Source organism: Mycobacterium intracellulare ATCC 13950 (assembly GCF_000277125.1).
Taxonomy (GTDB): domain Bacteria; phylum Actinomycetota; class Actinomycetes; order Mycobacteriales; family Mycobacteriaceae; genus Mycobacterium; species Mycobacterium intracellulare.
Window position 1 is genome coordinate 957,011 of the sequence record NC_016946.1, and the last position, 16,664, is coordinate 973,674.

Annotated in this window: 18 protein-coding genes and 1 tRNA gene; 13 read left to right on the forward strand and 6 right to left on the reverse strand. The window is 67.6% G+C overall.

The features are described from left to right. Position 1 precedes the first annotated feature (1 nt). The 4 genes from OCU_RS29765 to OCU_RS29780 all read left to right on the forward strand — a co-directional run bounded on the left by OCU_RS29765 (position 2) and on the right by OCU_RS29780 (position 4,372). Positions 2-1,564 carry a HAMP domain-containing sensor histidine kinase gene (locus OCU_RS29765; protein ID WP_036397793.1) on the forward strand — a complete coding sequence of 521 codons (1,563 nt, stop codon included), beginning with the start codon at positions 2-4 and terminating at the stop codon, positions 1,562-1,564. A 72-nt stretch (positions 1,565-1,636) separates the two neighbouring features. After that, positions 1,637-3,091: a S1C family serine protease gene (locus tag OCU_RS29770; protein WP_029385689.1), complete on the forward strand. Its 1,455-nt coding sequence runs from the start codon at positions 1,637-1,639 to the stop codon at positions 3,089-3,091. 59 nt (positions 3,092-3,150) lie between these two features. After that, the gene (locus OCU_RS29775) at positions 3,151-3,648 is read left to right on the forward strand and encodes a MogA/MoaB family molybdenum cofactor biosynthesis protein (protein WP_008254072.1); all 498 of its coding nucleotides are present in this window, start codon (positions 3,151-3,153) and stop codon (positions 3,646-3,648) included. A gap of 304 nt (positions 3,649-3,952) precedes the next feature. Beyond that, positions 3,953-4,372 carry a large conductance mechanosensitive channel protein MscL gene (locus OCU_RS29780; RefSeq protein ID WP_009957808.1) on the forward strand — a complete coding sequence of 140 codons (420 nt, stop codon included), beginning with the start codon at positions 3,953-3,955 and terminating at the stop codon, positions 4,370-4,372. 36 nt (positions 4,373-4,408) lie between these two features. On the opposite strand, the gene OCU_RS29785 is transcribed toward OCU_RS29780, so the two are convergent. From OCU_RS29785 to OCU_RS29795, 3 genes are all read right to left on the reverse strand, one after another. Beyond that, positions 4,409-5,089 (reverse strand): SAF domain-containing protein, encoded by a 681-nt coding sequence (locus OCU_RS29785; protein WP_014379293.1) that lies wholly within the window; start codon positions 5,087-5,089, stop codon positions 4,409-4,411. A gap of 64 nt (positions 5,090-5,153) precedes the next feature. Further along, positions 5,154-5,492 (reverse strand): FmdB family zinc ribbon protein, encoded by a 339-nt coding sequence (locus tag OCU_RS50165; RefSeq protein ID WP_008254090.1) that lies wholly within the window; start codon positions 5,490-5,492, stop codon positions 5,154-5,156. 88 nt (positions 5,493-5,580) lie between these two features. Continuing rightward, positions 5,581-6,180, reverse strand: a complete 600-nt coding sequence (locus tag OCU_RS29795) for a 5-formyltetrahydrofolate cyclo-ligase (RefSeq protein WP_008254092.1) — start codon at positions 6,178-6,180, stop codon at positions 5,581-5,583. A gap of 76 nt (positions 6,181-6,256) precedes the next feature. Here OCU_RS29795 and OCU_RS29800 point away from each other — a divergent pair, with 76 nt between their 5' ends. The 5 genes from OCU_RS29800 to OCU_RS29820 all read left to right on the forward strand — a co-directional run bounded on the left by OCU_RS29800 (position 6,257) and on the right by OCU_RS29820 (position 10,569). Beyond that, the gene (locus tag OCU_RS29800) at positions 6,257-7,168 is read left to right on the forward strand and encodes a UTP--glucose-1-phosphate uridylyltransferase (protein ID WP_008254094.1); all 912 of its coding nucleotides are present in this window, start codon (positions 6,257-6,259) and stop codon (positions 7,166-7,168) included. A 59-nt stretch (positions 7,169-7,227) separates the two neighbouring features. Next, complete coding sequence (glp, locus tag OCU_RS29805; RefSeq protein ID WP_009957805.1) at positions 7,228-8,517, forward strand: molybdotransferase-like divisome protein Glp; 1,290 nt, start codon at positions 7,228-7,230, stop codon at positions 8,515-8,517. 20 nt (positions 8,518-8,537) lie between these two features. After that, positions 8,538-9,191, forward strand: a complete 654-nt coding sequence (locus tag OCU_RS29810) for a GNAT family N-acetyltransferase (protein ID WP_179300620.1) — start codon at positions 8,538-8,540, stop codon at positions 9,189-9,191. 202 nt (positions 9,192-9,393) lie between these two features. Beyond that, positions 9,394-10,446: a divisome protein SepX/GlpR gene (gene sepX, locus OCU_RS29815; RefSeq protein ID WP_014379296.1), complete on the forward strand. Its 1,053-nt coding sequence runs from the start codon at positions 9,394-9,396 to the stop codon at positions 10,444-10,446. A gap of 50 nt (positions 10,447-10,496) precedes the next feature. Further along, a tRNA-Ala gene (locus tag OCU_RS29820) sits at positions 10,497-10,569 on the forward strand. A gap of 122 nt (positions 10,570-10,691) precedes the next feature. Here the strand turns inward: OCU_RS29820 and OCU_RS29825 are convergent. Continuing rightward, on the reverse strand, positions 10,692-11,171 hold the full coding sequence (locus OCU_RS29825; RefSeq protein WP_009957801.1) for a MarR family winged helix-turn-helix transcriptional regulator: 480 nt from the start codon (positions 11,169-11,171) through the stop codon (positions 10,692-10,694). Positions 11,172-11,273: 102 nt separating this feature from the next. Between OCU_RS29825 and OCU_RS29830 the strand changes: the two genes are divergently transcribed. Together OCU_RS29830 and OCU_RS29835 are read left to right on the forward strand one after the other, a co-directional pair. Further along, the gene (locus tag OCU_RS29830; RefSeq protein ID WP_009957800.1) at positions 11,274-11,897 is read left to right on the forward strand and encodes an NADPH-dependent F420 reductase; all 624 of its coding nucleotides are present in this window, start codon (positions 11,274-11,276) and stop codon (positions 11,895-11,897) included. 85 nt (positions 11,898-11,982) lie between these two features. Further along, on the forward strand, positions 11,983-12,912 hold the full coding sequence (locus OCU_RS29835) for a TIGR03619 family F420-dependent LLM class oxidoreductase (RefSeq protein ID WP_008254108.1): 930 nt from the start codon (positions 11,983-11,985) through the stop codon (positions 12,910-12,912). 197 nt (positions 12,913-13,109) lie between these two features. Here the strand turns inward: OCU_RS29835 and OCU_RS29840 are convergent, their stop codons facing one another. Both OCU_RS29840 and OCU_RS29845 read right to left on the reverse strand, forming a co-directional pair. Then, on the reverse strand, positions 13,110-13,808 hold the full coding sequence (locus OCU_RS29840) for a sterol desaturase family protein (RefSeq protein ID WP_014379298.1): 699 nt from the start codon (positions 13,806-13,808) through the stop codon (positions 13,110-13,112). Next, positions 13,805-14,539 (reverse strand): FadR/GntR family transcriptional regulator, encoded by a 735-nt coding sequence (locus tag OCU_RS29845; protein ID WP_014379299.1) that lies wholly within the window; start codon positions 14,537-14,539, stop codon positions 13,805-13,807. Before OCU_RS29845 ends, OCU_RS29840 begins: the two co-directional genes overlap by 4 nt. Before the next feature lie 189 nt (positions 14,540-14,728). Here OCU_RS29845 and OCU_RS29850 point away from each other — a divergent pair, with 189 nt between their 5' ends. Beyond that, complete coding sequence (locus tag OCU_RS29850; RefSeq protein WP_080552582.1) at positions 14,729-16,027, forward strand: cytochrome P450; 1,299 nt, start codon at positions 14,729-14,731, stop codon at positions 16,025-16,027. Positions 16,028-16,186: 159 nt separating this feature from the next. Then, positions 16,187-16,651, forward strand: a complete 465-nt coding sequence (locus OCU_RS29855; RefSeq protein ID WP_009957794.1) for a hypothetical protein — start codon at positions 16,187-16,189, stop codon at positions 16,649-16,651. The last annotated feature ends 13 nt before the right edge of the window (positions 16,652-16,664 follow it).

Consider the following 16,664-nt stretch of genomic DNA (forward strand, 5'->3'; position numbering starts at 1 on the left):
GATGATCAAGTTCCCCCGACCTCCGCGCCCACCCATGCGCCCACCGCTGCGCGCGACCCCGTCGCTGTCGTTGCGGTGGCGGGTCATGCTGCTGGCGATGTCGATGGTCGCCATGGTCGTGGTGCTAATGGCGTTCGCCGTCTACGCCGTGATTTCGGCCGCGCTCTACAGCGACATCGACAACCAACTGCAAAGCCGGGCCCAGCTGCTGATCGCCAGCGGTTCCCTGGCCGCGGACCCCGGCAAGGCGATCGAAGGCACCGCCTATTCGGACGTCAACGCGATTTTGGTGAACCCGGGCCACGCCATCTACACCGCCCAGCAGCCCGGTCAGACCCTGCCGGTCGGTCCGGCGGAGAAGGCGGTCATCCACGGCGATCTGTTCATGTCGCGGCGCACCGCCGGCGATCAGCGGATCCTCGCCGTCCACCTGCAGAACGGCACCTCGCTGCTGATCTCCAAGAGCCTCAAGCCGACCGAGGCGGTGATGAACAAACTGCGCTGGGTGCTGCTGATCGTCGGCGGCGTCGGGGTGGCCGTCGCCGCGGTCGCGGGCGGCATGGTCACCCGGGCCGGCCTGCGCCCGGTGGGCCGCCTGACCGAAGCGGCCGAACGCGTCGCGCGCACCGACGACCTGCGACCCATCCCCGTGTTCGGCAGCGACGAATTGGCCCGGCTCACCGAGTCGTTCAACCTGATGCTGCGGGCGTTGGCCGAATCGCGGGAACGGCAGGCGCGGCTGGTCACCGACGCCGGGCATGAACTGCGCACCCCGCTGACGTCGCTGCGGACGAACGTCGAGCTGCTGATGGCGTCGATGGAACCCGGAGCGCCGCGGCTACCCGAACAGGAGATGGTCGACCTGCGCGCCGACGTGGTCGCTCAGATCGAGGAATTGTCCACGCTGGTAGGCGATTTGGTGGACCTCACCCGCGACGACGCCGGCCAGGTGGTGCACGAGCCGGTCGACATGTCCGACGTGGTCGACCGCAGCCTGGAGCGAGTCAGGCGGCGCCGCAACGACATTCACTTCGACGTCGACGTGACGCCGTGGCAGATGTACGGCGACGCCGCCGGCCTGTCGCGTGCGGTCCTGAACCTGTTGGACAACGCGGCCAAGTGGAGCCCGCCGGGCGGTCACGTCGGCGTCACCATGCGGCAACTCGACCCGTCGCACGCCGAGCTGGTGGTCGCCGACCACGGCCCCGGGATTCCACCGCAAGAGCGCCGGCTGGTGTTCGAGCGGTTCTATCGTTCGACGACGGCACGGGCCATGCCCGGCTCCGGCCTCGGGCTGGCGATCGTCAAGAAGGTCGTGCTCAACCACGGCGGCTTGCTGCGCGTCGAGGACACCGTCCCGGGCGGCCAGCCCCCGGGTACCTCCTTCTATGTGCTGCTGCCCGGACGGCCACTGCCGCCGGCGACATACTCCGCGACCGAGCCGGAGGCCGGCCAGGTAGACGCCGCGACCGAGGCGGGCGGGCCGGCGGCCGGCGACGAGGCGAACTCTGGGGAATCGGCGAACGTTATCTCAGTGGACTCTCAGTCCGCGCGGGCAAGGTAGGTCTGCGGCTACTGTTGAACCCAGCCGTCGACTTGCCGAAACACTGAGATAGAGGAAGAGCGACTTAGCGACATGACGAATGACCCGAGGTATTCGCCACCGCCGCAGCAGCCGGGATACCCTCCCGCGCCGAATCAGACTGCGTCCGTCCCGAGCCACGCGGGGTCCTCGGGCTATGCCCAGGGGCAGCAGCAGCCGTACAACCAGCAGTTTGACTGGCGCTATCGGTCGCAGCCGTCGCAGACGAGCCAGTTCCGTCCGCCCTACGAACCGTTCGGCAACACCGGCCCTGGCCGGATCCCCGGCACGGGTCCGATGCCCGGCATGCCGCCCGGTATGCCGGCCGCACCGGAACCGCGAAAGCGTTCTCGCGCAGGGCTTTTGACCGCCGGGGCGTTGGCCATCGCGGTGGTGTCGGCCGGTATCGGCGGCGCGGCGGCGACGGCGATCGAGCTCGGCGACCACGCCTCGGGCAACGGCGGCGGGCGGGTCGTGGGGGCGGCGCCCAGCGTCCCGGCCGCGAACATGCCACCGGGCAGCGTCGAACAGGTGGCCTCCAAGGTCGTGCCCAGCGTCGTGATGCTCGAGACCGATATCGGAAGGCAGTCGGAAGAGGGCTCCGGGATCGTCCTGTCGACCGACGGGCTGATCCTCACCAACAACCACGTCGTCGCGGCCGCGGCGGGATCGCCCAAGCCTCCTGCGGGTCTCCCCGGGGCTCCGGTGCCTCCCGTCGCGCCGGGCGGACCCGGCGGACCCACACCGAAGACCACGGTGACCTTCTCCGACGGTCGTACCGCCCCGTTCACGGTGGTCGGCACCGATCCCACCAGCGACATCGCCGTGATTCGCGTGCAGGGCATGTCCGGACTCACGCCCATTTCCCTGGGCTCCTCGTCGGATCTGCACGTCGGTCAGCCGGTGGTGGCGATCGGGTCGCCGCTGGGTCTGTCGGGCACGGTGACCACCGGGATCGTCAGCGCGCTGAACCGGCCGGTGTCCACGACGGGTGAGTCGGGCAACCAAAACACCGTGCTGGACGCCATTCAGACCGATGCCGCGATCAACCCCGGTAACTCCGGCGGCGCGTTGGTCAACATGAGCGGCCAGCTGGTGGGCGTCAACTCCGCGATCGCCACCCTCGGCGGCGAATCGCCGGACGCCCAGAGCGGCTCGATCGGGCTGGGCTTCGCGATCCCCGTCGACCAGGCCAAACGCATCGCCGACGAGTTGATCGCCACGGGCAAGGCGTCGCACGCCTCGCTCGGCGTCCAGGTGACCAGCGACAAGGGCACCCCGGGCGCCAAGGTCGTCGACGTCGTCGCGGGCGGCGCCGCCGCCGCCGCGGGCGTGCCGAAGAACGTGGTCGTCACCAAGGTCGACGACCGCCCGATCAACAGCGCAGACGCGTTGGTGGCCGCGGTGCGCTCCAAGGCGCCCGGCGACAAGATTTCGCTGACGTTCTCCGACCCCGCCGGCGGCGGGAGCCGGACTTTGCCGGTGACTCTCGGGAAGGCGGACCAGTAGTGAGAGTGGACGAACCCTCGACGACGGGGTTGTCGGAGCTCGGATATACGGTTGCACCCATGGAAACGGGGGCGGAATTGGTAGTTGGCCGGGCTCTGGTCGTGGTGGTCGACGACCGCACCGCGCACGGAGACGAGGACCATAGCGGCCCGTTGGTCACCGAGCTGCTGACCGAGGCGGGATTCGTCGTCGACGGTGTGGTGGCGGTCGCCGCCGACGAGGTCGAGATCCGCAATGCGCTGAACACCGCCGTGATCGGCGGGGTGGATCTGGTCGTCTCGGTCGGCGGCACGGGTGTCACCCCACGCGACGTCACCCCGGAGGCCACCCGCGAGATCCTCGATCGCGAGATCCTCGGTATCGCGGAGGCGATCCGCGGCTCGGGGCTGTCGGCGGGCATCATCGACGCCGGTTTGTCCCGCGGTCTGGCCGGGGTCTCCGGCAGTACGTTGGTGGTCAACCTGGCCGGCTCCCGCTATGCGGTGCGCGACGGAATGGCGACTCTTAATCCGTTGGCGGCCCAGATCATTGGGCAGCTGTCGAGCCTCGAGATCTGATTCGCGGTCCTGGGGTCGGTCCGGCGGTGACAAGACCTTCCGGTTTCGAGGCCGAATTCGGTTCACGAACCCAGGAGTCAACGGACGGGCTCGATTCCAACGCGTACGAGCACGAGCAGTGGTTGCGGGAGAACGTGCCCCCGCACCACCGTTGAGCAGCGGCTCGCGTGTAAAGACATCACGACGCGGTCAACCTTTGGTGACTAATCGTTCGGGAAATGTGTGATAGCGCACAACCTGGCATAGCGTTTTCTCCGGGCGGCAGCGCGCTGCCCCGATAGTCGGCGCTACGGGAGGTGTGCGCATGATAAAGGGATTCAAGAGTTTCGTGATGCGCGGTGACGTGATCACCGTGGCCATCGGTCTGGTCGTAGCCCTGGCCTTCTCCAACCTCGTCAAGGCCTTCACCGACAGCGTGATCAACCCGCTGGTCGCCGCCGTGCAGCCCGGTACGAAATTCGGATTGGGTTGGCAGCTCGGCGATGCGGGGAACAAGGCGACCTTCCTCGACATCGGATCGTTCATCTCGGCGATCATCTACTTCGTCGTCTTCATGACGGCCGTGTACTTCATGATCGTGGTGCCGTACAAGCACATCCAGGCCCGCCGCGGCGTCACCGTGTTCGGGGAGGAGCCGGCCACCAAGGCATGCGCGGAGTGCAAGTCCGACATCCCGGAGGCCGCGCGCAAGTGCAAATACTGTGCCAGCCTCCAGACGGCCTGATCCAGCGAATACGGATGCGAGGCTGGGGCGACCCGCTCAGTGCAGGGTAAGCGTCACCGTCTGGCCCAACGCCGAGCCCGCCACCGTGTTCGCCACACGAGCCGGCAGCGCAACCAACACTACGCGGTCGGCATCGGCGGACTGGAGCTTTTCCTTGGCCGACACGAGGACCACGACGGCGTCGGTCGCCACCACCCTGGGGGCGGCATGGGCGGTTTCCGGCGTGCCGGTCGCCGGCGCCGCCAACACGTCGACCACATCCCCGGCGCGGACGAGGTCGATCAACGCGCCGTCCGCCAGATGCAGCGGCACGATGCGGGCCCCCGGTCCCGCCTTCGACCCGATCGCCGCCTCGGCCAGCCGGTTGCCCAGTAACCGGACGTCGGTGAGCACCTCGCCACGCCTGGCCGGGCCGGCCAGCGTCGAACCCACCACCGCGCCCACGTCGGCGCGAGCCCCGTCGGGAACTGTTGAGGCCAAACGCTTTTCGATTCGGACGTCGGCGGCGGTCAACGCGTTGCCGGGGCGCAGGTCGTGGTCGGCGACCACCACCTGCGTGTAGTCCCCGGCGGGATTGGAGCGCAGCGTCGCGATGCCGGCCAGCACGACCAGCCCGCCCGCCGCGACGCGGCGCGCCAGCACGGTGCGGGTCCAGTCCGGTCGCAACCACAGCGACAGCCGGCTCAATACGCTTGGGTTCAGCGATGATTCGCCCACGGGGCAACGGTAGGCGCAACGCGGTGCCCGGGTCGCCGGTCAGCGACGCGCGTGTGGATAACGCTCAGTTGGTGGCCGCGGCGGCGGGGGAGGGTGTGGAGCTGCTGCTCGACTTCTCGCTCGAGGCGGACTTGTCATTGGAACCGGACTTCTCGCTGGAACCCGAGCTCGAACCCGAGTCGCTCGACGAGGAGCCGTTGGTGGAGGCGCTCGACTTCTTGCCGGACTCGCGGCTGTCGGTGCGGTAGAAGCCGCTGCCCTTGAACACCACTCCGACGGAGTTGAAGCGCTTGCGAAGCCGACCGGAGCAGCGTTTGCACGTGGTCAGCGCATCGTCGGTGAAGGCTTGCACGATGTCGAAGCGATCGTCGCACTCGGTGCACTGATAGCTGTAAGTCGGCACGAAAACCTCCGGATGATTGCAAACCTGGTTAGCACTCTAGCGTCTCAAGTGCTAGAACCGCCACGTGACATGTCTCATTCCCGACATGTCAGTGCGAATCGAGGGCTATCAGTCCTCGTTGCGGCGTGAGCGCGTGGGTCATCGGGACGTCGTGCGGACCGGCCGGGATCTCGTCCAGCAATTCCGCGTCGCGGACGAGCGCCACCAGCGGCGCGTGGGGGTCACGGCCGCCCAGCGAGCGGTCGTAGAACCCCCGCCCCCGGCCCAGCCGCACGCCGGCGCGGTCGACGGCCAGCGCCGGCACCAGCACCAGGGCGGCCTCCGCCAGGGCGGCCGCCGGCAGCCACGGCTGCGGGGGCTCGAGCAATCCCCACCGGCCGGTGGTCAGGGTGCCGGGCCGGTATTCGCCCCACGACAGCGGCAGCGGCGTGTTGTCGGCGGTGGTGCGCGCAACCGGCAGCAGCACCCGGCCGGCGCGCCGCAGCAACATGTCCAGCAGCTCGATCGACCCTGGCTCGGTGCCCACCGGCACATAGGCGCAGACCGTGCTGTCGCTGGCCACAATGCTTTCCGGGGCTTCCAACTTTTCCCGCAGCAGGTCCGCCTCGGCGGCCCGAACGTCGTCGGCAACGCGGCGCCGGGCCGCGAGTAGCTGTTCGCGCAACGCGGCCTTGCCCGTGGTTGCCATGCGTCAACCATGACAGCCAGGACTTTGCCCGCGCCACATCGACTCGGCAAAGCGGATGCGGGTTATCGTGTGAACGATGTCATGCCCAAACGTGGTGGTGCCACGCACGGCTGTTGTGCCCGCCGCCGGTCTCGGTACCCGCTTCTTGCCGGCAACCAAAACGGTGCCCAAGGAACTGCTGCCGGTGGTCGATACCCCGGGCATAGAGCTGGTGGCCGCCGAGGCGGCCGAAGCCGGCGCCGAACGGCTGGTGATCATCACCTCCGAGGGCAAGGACGGCGTCGTCGCGCATTTCGTCGAAGACCTCGTACTGGAAAGCACGCTGGAGGAGCGCGGCAAAACCGCGATGCTCGACAAGGTCCGCCGCGCGCCGCGACTGATCAAGGTCGAGTCCGTCGTGCAGAGCGAACCGCTGGGGCTCGGCCATGCGATCGGGTGCGTGGAATCGCGGCTGTCCGACGACGAGGACGCGATCGCGGTGCTGCTGCCCGACGACCTGGTGTTGCCGACCGGCGTGCTGGGCACGATGTCGAAGGTGCGGGCCCACCACGGCGGCACCGTGTTGTGCGCGATCGAGGTCACCCCCGAAGAGATCAGCGCGTACGGCGTTTTCGACGTCGAGCCGGTGCCCGACGATGAGAACCCCGACGTGCTGCGGGTCAAGAGCATGGTCGAGAAGCCCAAGGCCGAGGACGCGCCGTCGCTGTTCGCCGCGGCGGGCCGATATGTGCTCGACCGCGCCATCTTTGACGCGTTGCGCCGCACCGAGCGCGGGGCCGGCGGCGAAGTGCAACTCACCGACGGCATCGCCCTGCTGATCGCGGAGGGCCACCCGGTGCATGTGGTCGTGCACCGCGGATCTCGACACGACTTGGGAAATCCTGGCGGCTACCTCAAGGCTGCGGTTGACTTTGCATTGGATCGTGACGACTACGGCCCGGATTTGCGGCAATGGTTGGTGGCGCGATTGGGCCTGGCCGAGCAGTAGCCCGGCGGTAACCCGGCCGGCGGGCCGCCCGTCAGGCAGCGAGGGCAGAGAGGCGCGCTGTGCGTTCGGTGGAAGAGCAGCAGGCTCGGATCACGGCTGCCGCGGTGGCCCCGCGGCCGATACGTGTGGCGATCGCCGAGGCGCAGGGATTGATGTGCGCCGAGGAGGTGGTGACCGAACGCCCGATGCCCGGTTTCGATCAGGCCGCGATCGACGGCTACGCGGTGCGCAGCGTCGACGTCCTCGGCGTCGGCGAGGTGGGCCACGACAGTCTGCCCGAGCCGATCGACGACTCACCCGAGAGCGACGGGCGCGACGGGCTGGTGCTGCCGGTGATGGGCACCGTCGAGGCGGGTTCGCGCACGCCCAGCCGCTTGCAGCCACGCCAGGCCGTCCGCGTGCAGACCGGGGCCCCGCTGCCCACCCTGGCCGACGCGGTCCTGCCGATGCGGTGGACCGACGGCGGGACGTCGCGCGTGCGGATCTACCGCGGGGCGCCATCGGGCGCCTACGTGCGCCGCGCCGGCGACGACGTCCAGCCCGGTGATGTCGCGGTGCGCGCCGGAACGGTCATCGGCGCGGCCCAGGTCGGGCTGCTGGCTGCGGTCGGCCGCGAACGGGTGCTGGTCCATCCCCGGCCGCGGGTCACGATCATGGCGCTGGGTGGGGAACTGGTCGACATTTCCCGCACCCCGGGGAACGGCCAGGTCTACGACGTCAACTCCTATGCGCTGGCGGCCGCGGCCCGCGACGCCGGTGCCGAGGTCAACCGCGTCGGGATCGTCGGCGGCGGCGCCAAGGAGCTTCGCGACATCGTCGAGGGCCAGATCAATCGCGCCGAGGTCATCATCATCGCCGGGGCCGTCGGCGGTGCGGCGGCCGAAGTGGTGCGTTCGGTGCTCTCCGAGCTCGGCGAGCTCGAGGTCGTCCGGGTCGCGATGCATCCCGGCTCCGTCCAGGGCTTTGGTCAGCTGGGCCGCGAGGGCGTCCCGACGTTCCTATTGCCGGCCAATCCGGTGAGTGCGCTGGTGGTCTTCGAGGTGATGGTGCGCCCGCTGATCCGGCTGTCGCTGGGGAAGCGCCAGCCGATGCGCCGCATCGTGCAGGCCCGCACACTGTCGCCGATCACGTCGGTGGCCGGGCGCAAGGGTTTCCTGCGCGGCCAGCTGATGCGCGACCAGGAGAGTGGGGAGTATCTGGTGCAGGCGCTCGGCGGCGCCCCGGGCGCGTCGTCGCACCTGCTGGCCACCCTCGCCGAAGCCAACTGTCTGGTGGTGGTGCCCAGCGGCGCCGAGCAGATTCGGACCGGCGAGATCGTCGACGTCGCCTTCTTGGCTCAGCGCGGCTGAGCGGAACGACTGCGTCCACGGTGAACCTCTTGCGCTCCAATTCCCGTCATCCGGGTTGGCCCATGAGCGTTGGGCCGCTTCGGGTTCCGGCGGGCGTGGTCCGCCTGCGGGCGGTGCGGCTGCGCGATGGCGCGCAGTGGAGCCGGATCCGGCTGAGCGATCGTGCGCATCTGGAGCCGTGGGAGCCCAGCGCCGAGGGTGATTGGACGGTCCGGCATGCCGTGGCCGCGTGGCCGGCGTTGTGCTCCGGCCTGCGGGCGGAGGCGCGCCAGGGACGGATGCTGCCCTACGTCATCGAACTCGACGGGCAGTTCTGCGGCCAGCTGACCATCGGCAACGTCACCCACGGCGCGTTGCGGTCGGCGTGGATCGGCTACTGGGTGCCGCGGTCGGCCACCGGCGGCGGGGTGGCGACCGCGGCGTTGGCCCTGGGGCTCGATCACTGCTTCGGGCCGGTGATGCTGCACCGGGTGGAGGCCACCGTCCGTCCGGAAAACGCCGCGAGCCGGGCCGTGTTGGCAAAGGTGGGGTTCCGCCAGGAGGGCGTGTTGCAGCGCTACCTGGAAGTCGATAAGGCTTGGCGCGACCACCTGTTGATGGCCATCACCGTCGAAGAGGTCACCGGATCGGTGGCATCGGCGCTGGTCCGCGCCGGTAACGCCAGCTGGGTATGACCGCCACCTATTAATTGGGTCGGTCGGCGACGCTCCGACCGTGACCGGAGTTTTGCCGATTTGGGACTGGCGCGACACGAGTGACTCGTGGTGCTTGTGGGAGGCAAATTACAGGTGTGTAATTGTCCTGGTCGTCATGACCCGGCCGCGTTGGCCACGAATGGGCTTCGCGGGGGATGAGAACCACAGAGAGCAGGTCATCATGCCAAGCATCCCGCAGTCATTGTTGTGGATATCGCTCGTGGTGCTGTGGCTGTTTGTCTTGGTGCCGATGCTCGTCAGCAAACGCGACGCGGTGCGCCGCACCAGCGATGTGGCGTTGGCGACGCGAGTCCTCAACGGCGGGGCCAACTCCCGGCTGATCAAGCGCAGCGGTCCGGCCGCCGGTCACCGCAGCGATCCCGACTGGCAACCGCCGGAAGACTCGGCCGACACCGACCTCGACGAGGAGCACGACCTTGCCGAGAACGGCGACGACCGCGAGACGGATGACGACGCCGACACCGACGAGCTGAGCCGCCGGCGCCCGGTGGTGATGAAAATGGCCGTGACCGAGCCCGCCGAGGCCGACGAGCCCGACTACCTCGACGTCGATGTCGTCGAGGATTCGGCCGCACTTCCGGTGGGGGCCAGCGATTCTGCGGCCGAGGACGTCGACGAGGAACCGGCCGAGGACGACGTCGACACCGAGGCCGTCGCCAAGCACGACGACGAGGACCGCTACGAGTACGTCGAGGACTCGTCCGGATTGGAGCCCCCCGCCGAAGACGCCGACGACGACGACGAGGTTCCAGCCCCGATGCCGCGCAGCGCTGCCCGCCGGCGCCGGCTCGACGCCAAGACGGCCGCCGCGGTCAGCGCCCGCAAGTACGCGTTCCGCAAGAAGGTCTTGATGGTGATGGCCCTCGGCCTGATCGGCTCGGCCACCGCGGCGTTCAAGATCTCGCCGAGCGCCTGGTGGGTATGCGGCAGCGCGATCGGCATCACCCTGCTGTACCTGGGCTATCTGCGCCGCCAGACGCGCATCGAGGAGAAGGTGCGCCGCCGCCGGGCGCAGCGGATGGCGCGGGCGCGCCTCGGTGTCGAGAACGCCTACGACCGGGAGTACGACGTGGTCCCGTCGCGGCTGCGCCGCCCGGGCGCGGTGGTGCTGGAAATCGACGACGAGGACCCGGTCTTCGAGCACCTGGACTACGCGATGGCGATGAGGACCTACGGGTGGCCCCGGGACTTGCCGCGCGCCGTCGGCGAGTAGTGCTCGCGTTTCGGCGGTTGGTGCCGCGGCTGGTAGCCTGCTAGCGGTCAGGGGCTATGGCGCAGTTGGTAGCGCGACTCGTTCGCATCGAGTAGGTCAGGGGTTCGATTCCCCTTAGCTCCACAGAGTTTGAGCACGTAACAGCGCGTTTCCCGGTTATTTGCATTCACCGAATGGTGTCCGGCGCGCAGTGGGTACGCAGCGGATTCGATCGCGGCACCAAGTATGCGACGCCGCCGTCTCACCTACGAGGGCTCGTCGTCGGCTGCAGAGTCGTCTTTGGTCAGGTGGCGCAGGACTCGTTCGTTGAGGGCGGCGAGCATGTCGAGCTCAGCAGGGGTAAGCAGTTCGATGAAGTTCCGGCGGACGTCCTCCACGTGCCGGGGCGCCGCCTTCTCGATCGCGGCGCGGCCAGCCGGCAACAGGCAGACCATGGTGCTCCGGGCATCGTCGGGGTTGGGCTCACGACAGATCAGCCCGCCCTTCTCCATGCGTCGCACCTGGTGGGAGACACGGCTCTTTTCCCAGCCCAGTGTGTTGCACAGGTCGCGGGCGGGCATGCGGTCCCGGTCGTGCTCCGAGAGCACCGCCAAGATCTGGTAGTCGGCCCCCGACAGGCCCATTTCCTGCAGGCCCCGGTTCAGGTGCACGTCGAGCTGATGATGCGCGTGCTGGAACGCCCGCCAGGCGCGGTCTTCACGAGGGTTCAGCCAGTTCGCATCCATTAGCCGCTCATGCTACCGCGATTTGGTTGACGCGTCATCAAACCTGGCTTAAGGTAGACACATCAACCTTTTCGTTCATCTATTCGAGACAGGACTCACCTCATGAGCAGCATCAGCATCATAGGCACCGGGAACATGGCCCGAGCCATCGGCGAGCTGGCGGTAGCCGGTGGCAACACCGTCGAGGTCATCGGCCGCGATCAGTCCAAGGCAGCTGACCTGGCCAAGACGCTCGGCCGCAACGCCACGACCGGCGAGTTCGGCGCCGTTCCGGCCGGGGACATCGTCATCGTCGCCCTCTTGTACGCCCATGTCGTTCCGGTCGTCGCCCAATACGGAGACGCCCTCGCTGGCAAGGTCATCGTCGACATCAGCAACCCCTTCAATGCCGCGGCCGACGGGCTGGCCATCCCCGATGGCACCTCGGTCGCGCAGCAAGTTGCCAAGGCCGCGCCGGCCAGCGCCAGCGTGGTGAAGGCGTTCAACACCATCTTCGGCGTTGTCCTGGGCCAGGGCCGGCCGCTCGACGTCTTCCTCGCCGGCGACGACGTGCGCGCCAAGGCGGACGTGGCGGCGTTCATCGAGAGCCTCGACCTGCGCCCGCTGGACGTCGGCGCGTTGCACATGGCGCACTGGCTGGAAGGAATGGGCCTGGTCGTGATGGGCCTCGCCCGCCACGGCGTGGGGAATTTCGACTTTGCCCTCGGCGCCACCGTTCCCGCCTGAGGCGCACCGCCCCGGTCCGAGCCGTGGACGGACCGGGGCGCCGGGAGCCCAAACAATGGTTGATGGATCACCGAAAGGAATCCCAATGAAACTTGGTTTCGCACTTCCCATCGTCGGGCCCGCTGTCAGCAGCGCCGTTGGCTTGAGCGCGTTCTGCCGCGGACTCGAGGACCTTGGCTACGACACGCTGTGGGTCGGCGATCGCCTGGTCACGCCGGTCGATATGCACAGCACCTACCCGGGCAAAGAGCAGCCGTACCCGCCCCAGATGACCCGGTACCTCGATCCGGTGCTGCTGTGGACCGTTGCCGCGACGGCGACCAGCCGGGTGCGGCTGAACTCCAGCACGCTCAGCACGTTCTACTACGAGCCGGTGCACCTGGCCCGACTGCTGACCACGCTCGACGTGCTCAGCGACGGCCGTCTTGACGTAGGCGTGGGGGTCGGGTGGATGAAGGACGAACACGACATCGCCCGCGGCGCGGACTGGCACCGGCGCGGGCGGATGCTCGATGATCTGCTGGCGTTTCTGCACCAATGGTGGACGACCACCCCGGTGTCCTGGGAAAGCGAGTTCTTCTCGCTTCCGCCGGTCCATGCCGAACTGCGCCCGGTCCAGGCCGGCGGTCCACCCATCTGGATCGGCGGTGCCAGCGAGGCCGCGATGCGCCGGGTCGGCCGCAGCGGCACCGGCTGGCTCGGGGTCGAGGGGCTGCAGGACGAGGTCACCGACCACCTGTGGTCGATCGCGCGCGGCGCGGCCCAGGACGCCGGCCGCGATCCTGACGCGCTGAAGACGGCCATGCGGATCAACCTCGAACCGGGCACGCCCGTTGACTTCGTTGCCGACAAGCTCGAGCGCCTCGCCGAGTCAGGCGCCGACGAGGCGATCGTGGATGCCTTCGCAATGTTCCCCACCCTTGAGGAGTTGCTTGACTTCGCCGGTCAGGTAATTGCACGCACCACGCGAAAACTTGACGACAAGGTAGCGGTATCACGCGTGATCAACCGGTAGCGCCCTTGCGCAGGTGAAGCCCACGAAAGACGATGCAGCACATTGAAATTCAGACAACGTCCGACCGGGGCAAAGTGGGCCCGGGTTCAATACTGCCAGTCCGATTAAGACAGAACTAGGTCAGAGGGGCGCGTGCAGTCGTTTTGACCACCGTCCGGTACACAGTGGTTGATCAGTAGATTCAGCAATAGTTTTCGTTATCGAGGTACAAACCGTCCGGATGCCGCAGCGTTGGTCGAGCTCGCACTCACACCGTGCAGATTCTTGGCTGTCGGGGAGGTCGGTACCGTCGACTGGTCCGGGTACGTGCCGAGCAGCCGGTCGGCGGTTCCGGTGGTGGTGACGGTGAACCAGTAGTGTTCGTTTTTGAAGTGATGCCGTCGATGGTTACGCCAAACCGACCGATACACACTGCTTTTAGGCTTGTAGTCGGTGTGGATAAGGTAATGCGTCCACTCGTAGGCCAGCCCCAGGGCGGTCAAGACGACCAGGTACGTCAGCCCGAGGCCGAGCCGAGGAAAGGCCACGAACGCTACGGCGACGGCCGTCGGGATCACCCAGGGCAACGTCTGCCACGGGATGAAGATGAGCTCGACTTTCCGCGGCTCGCAGTGATGTTCGCGATGTTTGCGCGCCAGCAAGGGGTCCACGACGAAGCGACCGACACTGCGCGGCCGCCAGTGCAGGATGGCGACGTGGATGATCCACTCGAAGACCGGGAAGGCCGCGATCATGAGCGCCGGCAGCACGACGTCGGTGAGCCGCCAGTCACCGACGACGATCCGGGCCGTCAGCGCCCCGGCGAACGTCAGTGCGAGGCCCCAGGGAGAAGGGTGGCGCCAAAACTCCCGGCCCGCCGCGGACAGGGTGAGGTTGCTGCGTACGGGTGTTCTCATTGCTCGTCATCCAGGCTGGATAGGGCGGTGAGCAGGCCGCGGGTGGCCGGCTCGAGGAGTTCGGTCGCGGCACGTTTGGCCCCGACCGGATCGCCGGCGGTGATCGCCTGTGCCACTTGGCGGTACAGCTCCGGGCGATTGACCTCGGCGGCCATCACGGTGTCGAGCGCCGGGAGTGCGGGTTCGTAGGTGGCCCGCAGGGTGTTGAACATCAGCCGGAACACGATGGAGTCCGCGGCGTCGACGACGTGGTCCCAGAACGTCAGCGCGGCGCGTTGACGTTCCGTCGGATCCTCTTCGGCGACCAGTGCGTCCACGGCGGCCTCGAGCACGCTGGCCGCCTGCGGGCCGCCCCGTTCGGCGGCCAGTTCGGCGACTTTGGGACCGTTGTGCAGCCGGGTCTCCAGAATGCTGCGCACGACCGCCACGTCCAGCTCGTCACCACGATCCCCACCGCGAAGCAGCAACCGGGGCAGCAGGTCCAGGCCCGCGTGACGCTTGTAGTCCCGCACGGTGGTGGCGTCACCCTGCCGAACCTCGACCAGGCCGGCAGCGGTGAGGCGCTTGAGCGCCTCGCGAACCACCGGCCGGGACACCCCCAGCACCTCCGCGAGCCTTCGCTCACTGGGCAGCAGCTCCCCGGGCGCGAGTTCGCCACTGAGCACGTCGGACATGATCTGCTCGAAGACGTGGTCGGGTATCGACTGTCGGGTCACGGGGCGCAGGGCCATGCCCCCACCATGCCGGAGCCATTGGCCAGACGTCAAGTGGTCAGACCAGTGCGATAGGCGTATTACGCGTTTCGAGGCGCCGCTCGCGCCGCAGAGGCATGCCGTCGGCGAGTCTCTGGTGGCCGGCAGCCTCAGCACATAAAGTTGCCCAAGCTACCTAGCACGCGCCGTCCCCGTCGGGGGTGATCGATGGCTGCCGACACGCTGCCACCCGGTCCTCGAGCACCGGTGGCAGTACAAACTGCTGAATGGATCGCTCGTCCATGGGAGTTCATGGACCGCGCCGCCGCCCGATACGGCGACACGTTCACCATGAAGCTGGTCGGCGAGGGACCGATCGTGATGGTCTCGCATCCCGATGCGGTGCGGCAGATCTTCACCTCGCCTCCCGAATTGATGCTCGCCGGGGAAGCAAACCGCATCCTGCAGCCCGTGGTGGGCCAGAACTCGGTGCTACTGCTCGACCGCGACGCACACAGAGAACAGCGTCGACTCCTCATGCCCGCGTTTCGCGGCAATCAGTTGCAGAGCTACATGAGCACGATGACCGCCATTGCCCAGGCCGAGATTGCCCGCTGGCCCCGCGGTGTGCCGGTGCGGCTGCATCCCCGGATGCAAGCGTTGACGCTCGAAGTCATCCTGCACCTGGTGTTTGGACTCGAGCGCGGGCAGAGCATGGACCGGTTGCGCCAGGCGCTACAGCGGACGCTCGTTCTCACAACCAACGGCGCGGCGCAATTTTTCCTCTTGCTCGTAGGGCCCCGGAAGATGAGGACTGCGCTCATTCACAAGTTGCTGGCCGACGTAGATCGCCTGCTTCATGAAGAGATCGCCACGCCCCGTCGGCAAGCCGACCTCGATACCCGCACCGACGTCCTCTCGATGCTGTTGAAGGCCAGGCACGAAGACGGTAATCCGATGAGCGATCAAGAGATTCGCGACGAACTCATCACGTTGCTATTGGCAGGCCACGAAACAACGGCATCGGGACTGGCGTGGGCGGTCGAGCGGATCATCCGTCACCCGGACGCGCATTCGCGCCTTATCGAAGAGGCGCACGCCGACGACGGCCAGAGGTACGTCGATGCCGTGGTGAAGGAGACACTCCGGATGCGGCCCGTGCTCGCCCTGGTGAGCAGACGGCTCACCGAACCCATGGAGGTCGACGGGTTTTCACTGCCCGCCGGCGTCAAGGTCGCGCCCTCGATCTATCTCATGCACCGCCGTCCCGACATCTACCCCGACCCGAAACAGTTTCGTCCCGAGCGGTTTCTCGACAACCGCGCGGGAACGTACACGTGGATTCCATTCGGAGGAGGCGTGCGCCGTTGCCTTGGAGCGACTTTCGCCGAATGCGAGATGCGGATTGTGCTCGGCGCGATGTTCACCACCATGCGGGTGCGCCCCGTCGACGCTAAATCCGAGCCGATACACCGCCGGTCGATCACCCAGGTGCCAGGTCGCGGAACCACCGTAGTGCTCGAATAACTCAGTCAAACGCATGTCCACGAAACCGCCACTCGGCACGCTTCGGCGTGTCGCGGTTTCACCGCCAGCCGGGTCTGAGACCGTTGGACGTACTCGCGGTGGAAGCAAGGGGGCGGGGTGAGTCCGGCTCAGATTTTTTTCGTGTCAGCTCTCGTCGTCATGCTGGTAGTCGGGATCGTGACGATCAAGTTCTCCGGGAAGCTGTTCCGCCCTGAAGCGACCCTGGCGGTTGTGTTGACGGTGGTTACCGTGGCGGGCTGGATCTGGCGGATGCCACGGGGGTGGTTCACGATTTCGCAAATCGCTTGGCGCTACCGGCTGAAGACTTGTCAGGTCCGGGAGGTCGCGGACAAGCTTGGTATGAGGCCCTTCAACCGCGGTGCGCTGGTCCCTCCCGCACAGCGGAAGAAGATGCATCCCGAGCTGATGCGTTTGAAGAAGCGCAAGGCGGTGCGCGAGCCGAGCGTAGCGAAAGGCGCGGGATTGGTCTACGAATCCTCGGCCGCACAGTCTGCTTTCCTGGATGAGGCCGAGCGCATGCAGTTCTCCGGTGAGGAGCTGTTGCGACATCTGCATCCGAGCGTCACCCATTTCGTGTCCGACGCCCAGGACGAGGCGGTATGACGAAATCGGCTGG